The sequence below is a fragment of the Clostridium drakei genome (genome assembly GCF_000633595.2).
In the GTDB taxonomy this organism is placed as follows: domain Bacteria; phylum Bacillota; class Clostridia; order Clostridiales; family Clostridiaceae; genus Clostridium_AM; species Clostridium_AM drakei.
Window position 1 is genome coordinate 1 of the sequence record NZ_JIBU02000104.1, and the last position, 468, is coordinate 468.

1 protein-coding gene is annotated in these 468 nt (G+C 37.2%); it reads right to left on the reverse strand.

Going from position 1 to position 468, the window contains the following annotated elements:
- The coding region (locus tag EG57_RS26625) for a hypothetical protein (RefSeq protein ID WP_032079780.1) at positions 1–468 on the reverse strand (468 nt) is incomplete at both ends.

Genomic DNA, 468 nt, shown 5'->3' on the forward strand with positions numbered 1-468 from the left:
TGGTGTTGGTGCTACTACTGCAAATTTTGCATTCGTATTTGCTGTTACTGTTAAATCTGCATTACTTGTTAAACTTGCTGCTGGTATTGTTATTAGCATTGCTGCACTTGATATTGCTGTCGGTGTTCCTGCTATTGTTAGTGTTACTGCTGTTGCTCCTGATGCTGCATTTGATTTTGCTGTTGCTGTTAATCCTGATGGTAAGTTTATTATCCAACTTGCCAAATTATCACCTGCAGTTATATTGCTTGCAAGGGTGTCGTTTGTCAATGTTATTAATACATCTCTTGATGTAATTGCACTGTTTTGTGTACCATCTACTGTTATATTTCCTACTGTTGCTGATGGTACTGGTGTTGGTGCTACTACTGCAAATTTTGCATTCGTATTTGCTGTTACTGTTAAATTTGCATTACTTGTTAAACTTGCTGCTGGTATTGTTATTAGCATTGCTGCACTTGATATTGC